This is a genomic window from Cellvibrio sp. (genome assembly GCF_053579595.1).
The window spans coordinates 1-5,655 of the sequence record NZ_JBRFPI010000233.1 but is presented as its reverse complement, the minus strand read 5'-3'; the positions used below and the strand labels follow the sequence as shown (position 1 = coordinate 5,655).

The 5,655-nt window shown below is 52.3% G+C and carries 3 protein-coding genes; all 3 read right to left on the bottom strand.

What is annotated here, in order from left to right; all coding sequences use genetic code 11:
- Positions 1-2,936, bottom strand: a 2,936-nt coding sequence (locus tag ACWA6V_RS14180; RefSeq protein ID WP_449523105.1) for a ribonucleoside-diphosphate reductase subunit alpha, incomplete at its 3' end; no start/stop codon positions are given.
- Between the two features lie 742 nt (positions 2,937-3,678).
- Positions 3,679-4,971, bottom strand: coding sequence for an AGE family epimerase/isomerase (locus ACWA6V_RS14175; protein ID WP_449523104.1), 1,293 nt, complete (start codon positions 4,969-4,971; stop codon positions 3,679-3,681).
- 227 nt (positions 4,972-5,198) lie between these two features.
- Positions 5,199-5,655, bottom strand: a 457-nt coding sequence (locus ACWA6V_RS14170; protein WP_449523103.1) for an alkaline phosphatase PhoX, incomplete at its 5' end; no start/stop codon positions are given.

Below are 5,655 nucleotides of genomic sequence, written 5' to 3'. Positions count from 1 at the left end.
TGGCAGGCTTCGCAATCCGGATTGTCTATCGAACAGGCCAAAGGCACTGGCGCTGCTTCGGCGAAACTCGCGGCTTCTACTTCTGATACGGCAGGTTTTGCAGCAGCAGGTGCAGCAGACAAACCGCTCGCGCCACCGGCAGAGACTGCGTTCAATGCACCGGTGTTAATGGTGGATTTTTCAGTGGTAGTTGCAGCCAAGGCACGCAGGTAATACGTAGTCTTTAAGCCGGAGAACCATGCCATGCGGTAAGTAATGTCTAATTTTTTACCGTTAGCGCCCGCGATGTAGAGGTTCAAGCTCTGTGCCTGGTCGATCCACTTCTGGCGACGGCTGGCGGCTTCTACGATCCACTTGGGTTCTACTTCAAACGCGGTGGCGTAGATGGCTTTCAGGTCGGCTGGAATGCGGTCGATCTTTTGCAGTGAGCCTTCGTAGTATTTCAAATCGTTAACCATTACCGCATCCCACAGGCCACGGGCTTTGAGGTCGTGTACCAAGTGCGGGTTAACTACGGTGAATTCGCCAGAGAGGTTGGATTTCACGTAGAGGTTTTGGTAAGTCGGTTCAATCGACTGGGTTACGCCGGTGATGTTAGAAATAGTTGCGGTTGGTGCAATCGCCATCACGTTGGAGTTGCGCATACCCTGTGCTTTTACTTGTGCGCGCAAAGTCGCCCAATCGAAAGTTTGGCCACGGTCAACTTTGATGTAATTCTCGCCACGGTTTTGCGCGAGCAGTTCAATCGAGTCAATCGGCAGAATGCCTTTGCTCCAGAGTGAACCGTCAAAGGTTGAGTACTTGCCGCGCTCGGCTGCCAATTCGCTGGACGCTTTGATCGCGTAGTAGCTTACGGCTTCCATGGAGGTATCGGCGAAATCTACGGCTTGTTGTGAGCTGTAGGCGATACGTTGTTCATAAAGCGCATCCTGGAAGCCCATGATGCCGAGGCCGATAGGACGGTGACGCAGGTTGGACGCTTTGGAGGTCGCAACGGCGTAGTAGTTAATGTCGATCACGTTATCGAGCATGCGGATCGCAGTCTTAACGGTGCGCTCCAGTTTTGCTTGATCGAGCTTGCCATCCACAATGTGTTGCGCAAGGTTGATGGAGCCGAGGTTACATACCGCGATTTCATCGTTTGCCTTGGTGTTCAAAGTGATTTCAGTACACAGGTTGGATGAGTGCACTACACCCACATGCTGCTGCGGGCTGCGCAGGTTGCATGGGTCTTTAAAGGTGATCCATGGGTGGCCGGTTTCAAACAGCATGCCCAGCATTTTTCTCCACAGATCCAATGCACGCACGGTTTTGAAAACTTTGATTTTGCCCGCAGCGGCTTGGGCTTCATAAAACGCGTAGCGCTCTTCAAAAGCTTTACCGTACAAATCGTGCAGATCAGGTACATCGTTCGGAGAGAAGAGGGTCCACTCTTTATCATCAAACACGCGCTTCATGAATGCATCGGGCACCCAGTTGGCGGTGTTCATGTCGTGGGTACGGCGACGGTCATCACCGGTGTTTTTGCGCAGCTCAAGGAATTCCTCGACATCCATATGCCAGGTTTCCAAATACGCACACACAGCACCTTTGCGCTTGCCGCCTTGGTTTACTGCTACAGCGGTATCGTTGGCCACTTTCAGGAAGGGAACTACACCTTGTGATTTACCGTTGGTGCCTTTGATGTACGCGCCGAGTGCGCGTACGGGCGTCCAGTCATTACCCAAACCGCCAGCGAATTTGCTCAGCATGGCGTTGTCTTGCATGGCTCCGTAAATACCGTGGAGATCATCGGGTACGGTAGTCAGGTAGCAAGAGGACAACTGCGGACGCAAGGTGCCTGAGTTGAACAGGGTTGGGGTAGAGCTCATGTAGTCGAATGAAGACAGCAGGCGATAGAACTCAATCGCGCGGTCTTCACGGTTGTCTTCTTGAATCGCCAAGCCCATCGCCACACGCATAAAGAATATTTGCGGCAGTTCGATGCGGGTGTCATTGCTGTGGATGAAGTAGCGGTCGTACAGGGTTTGCAGGCCGAGGTAGGTGAACTGCAGATCGCGCTCGGCGATCAGGGCTTTGCCCAGTTTTTCCAAATCGAAATTCAATAATTCAGGGGATACCAGCTCCAGCTCAACACCTTTTTTGATGTAGAGAGGCAGAGTTTGCGCGTAATAGGTTTCCATCTCGGCCTGGGTAGCAGAGGTGGCCACGCCAAAGAAGCTCAGGGCTTCAGCGCGCAGTTTGTCCATCAACAGACGGGCAGTGACGAAAGAATAGTTAGGTTCTTTCTCTACCAGGGTGCGGGCAGTGATCACCAGTGAGGTGTTCACGTCTTTTTCAGCCACGCCGTCATAGAGGTTGCGCATGGCTTCATCGAGGATGGCTTTCTCTTCCACACCGGCCAAACCGGCACAGGCTTCACGCACGATGGTGCGCATACGGCCAATGTCGAGCAGGGCGCGGGTGCCATCGGCCAATACGACGTTCAATGCGGGGTAATCCGGATCTGGCTCTTGTGATGCCGGTTGTTTTTGGGCGCGCAGGCGGGCGTGCTCTTCGCGGTAGAGCACGTAATCGCGGGCGATTTTTTGTTCGCCAGAGCGCATCAGGATAAGTTCAACCTGATCCTGGATCTCTTCAATATGAATAGTGCCGCCCGAAGGCATGCGGCGTTTAAAGGTAGCGGTGATTTGTTGGGTGAGGCTGCTCACCACTTCGTGTACACGGGTAGAGGCAGCGGCAGTGCCGCCTTCTACGGCCAAGAATGCCTTGGTCATGGCGATGGCGATTTTGCTGGCATCGAAAGGAACCACCGTCCCGTTGCGCTTGATCACACGCAATTGCCCCGGCGCTGTTGCGGTAAGGCTCGACGAGCCGCCGTGGATGTCGTGTTGGATGTTGGTTGTGCCGGTGGTTTGTTCAATGTCAGTGTGCATAGACGTCTCCCGCGTGAGGTCATTCCCGATTGAAGTTGATTCTGTTTGTTCTTACAAAAAGCATTGTCGATATAAAGACAGTGCTGACTAGCGTTTGCGATCTTGCTGACCCGCTTGTCTGCCGTATCGATGGCGGTTGCATTATTAAAATCAGGGTTCAGAACACCGTTTTCTGTTGATTGGCATACCACTAGATATAGTGGTTGGTAATCAACCGGCTGTGCCCATACTACTGATGCCTTCCCGGTGTGTTGAAACGACAGGTCGGCCGCTAATGACAGCTAGTTTTTACGCAATGACTGTGATTAACGTTCAATTGGGTCAAAAATCTGCTTGACGATTTGCTCCATGAGCGATAAGCGATATTGTGGTGTTTGGCACCGGCAATACCTATATCTAGGGGTAAATCGCGAATGGGCTACAAGATAATGCGGTTAGGGGTTTTATGCAAGCTTGAAAACCTGTGGATAAGGTGTGGGTGGAGCCGGTAAAAACTGGGGGCAAGTAGCGAAATCCCTGTAGAACTACGGGAAATCCAGTGTTGCCGTGACTCATACCCAAAATGACACTTTGTCGTGCAGCTTAGACTTTTTTTGCATGTATGTAGGGGTGTGATATGACTACATATTGTGTTTGCGGTTTTTAACAGCTGTTTGTGTTTAGGCGACACAAAAGGCGTGGTTTTTGAGCGCCGCCCTTGTGCTGCAAGGGCGGCTTGAAATTGCTGGTGTTGGTCTCTGTATTAGCGTTTGGCAAGCGCCGCCAGGCGGTGTAAACGGTGTGAACTTTCCATCATGGCGCGACTATTGTGGTAAGGGCATTTCCACATACTCAGGGTGGGTTGGACTATCACCTGGCCGGATTTGTTTGTCCCCCAGTGCCACTCACCGGTTGTATTGTTCACCAGATGCACCTTGATAAAACCCCATGTGCGTGTAGTTGCACTCAGGTATTTGGTATCGCCGGTAATTTCATAGGCGTTGATAAAGCCGACCAGAGCTTCTGCTTGCGCCCACCAATCCTTGCCGGCATTAGTCAAACCTTTGTGAGCCGAAGCTTCGTTATACAGGGCTCCGTCGGTATCCACTCCTTCAGCTAGAGTGGTATCGGCAATCTTTACTGCCAGCGCGCGGGTGCGGTTGATCAGGTCGGTATCACCCAATACTTCAGCGGCCTCGACTAATAGCCAAGCGGCTTCAATATCGTGGCCGTAGGAAATGCCATCGCCTTGCACCTGCCAATCGGCATCCATAAAGAGGGCGAGATGGTTAGTTGTGCGGTTGAGGATTTTGCCGAGCATGATGTTAACCAGCGTCTTCTGCTGCTTTTTCAGCTGCCCATCCGGCCAAACGCGCAATAGATTGGTGTAAGCCTCCATCACATGTAGATGGGTATTTTGCGATTTGGCGGTTGTCACACCGAGGCTATTTACGGGTTTGGCGAGTGGTCGCCAATCTTCACCCACTACCTCCAGATAGCCGCCATGCTTCCTATCCAACGCGTATTGTTCGATTAGTCGATACAGGGTTTTAGCGCGTTCCAGTGCCTGCCGGTTACCAGTCGCACGGAAGTATTCGCTGTAGCCGTAGATACCAAAGACCTGCCCGTAAATCTGTTTATGGGTTTGCGCTGGTTTACCATCGCCCGCTACTGACCAGTAAAGGCCGCCGTTTTTGTTATCCCAAAAAGTGGCTTCCAGATCTTTAAATGCGCGATCAGCCAGCTTGCGATAGGCCTCATCCCGATAATTCCGATACGCTGCTGAGTAACTCCATAAAATTCGGCTGGAGAGCAGGGCGCCACGCTCGGCGCCCGGGTCCGGTTCTCCATCGGCGCTGACCTGCCCGTAAAAACCGCCGGTCTCGGGATTGGGTGCCTGTTTAATCCAATAGGGCAGGATATTGCCGGTGAGTTCCTGCTCAAACTCACCAGCCATCTGCAATAGGGCTTCTGCTGATGGTAGGTGTGATGCGGGCTGTGCAGGTGCGGTAGCAGGGAGCACCGCGAGCGCGAGGCTAAAAAGGAGTCGTTTCATGGGGTTCCTGATTATTCGAATGAGCTGTATCCAGGCGCTGTGCCTGAGCGGGCGCATACTACAGTAACCGGTTACATTTGAGTGTAAAAAAAAGGGGCCTAAGCCCCTTCTGATGCATGCGATAACCTCCTTGCCTGTTGTCTTCCTTGCTCTAACGCTTTTTATGATGAGCTGAATGCGTTACAGCTTGATGACGTATTTTTATCCCGAAACACTTTTTTCGGTTATTACATACCTTTAGGGTTATAGACCCACAGCATGTTGTTCACGTGGTTGCTGGTGTCTTCTCCAATCAACACGCGGCCATCATCCAATACTTCGATGTTGTCGGGTTGAGCTATGCCGTTCACGTCACACTTGTCGGTAGTGCTGCTGCCGTTGTAAGCGCCGCCCACGACCACAGGTTGCATACGATCCACGTTGTAGTTCATGTCGAAGCCGAAACGGTAAACAGCGCCGCAACGGTTTTCTTTAACCTGAATGTCACCGGTAGTGTCGGCCATTGCACCGCGTACTTCAGCCATGGCAACGTACATGAATGGTACGCTGCGATCTTTGGCGCCATCGTAGTTGATGTTGATACCTTCCATCTTGTTGAACTCAACGGTTGCGCCCTTGGCTTTGGCAGCGCGCAGAGTTTCAAGGAACGCAACACGGTTGTCGGCAGCACCACCAGCGGCCCAG

Coding starts and splice junctions, on each gene's coding strand:
- ACWA6V_RS14175 (WP_449523104.1), bottom strand. CDS start 4,971: ATGAAACGACTCCTTTTTAGCCTCGCGCTCGCGGTGCTCCCTGCTACC.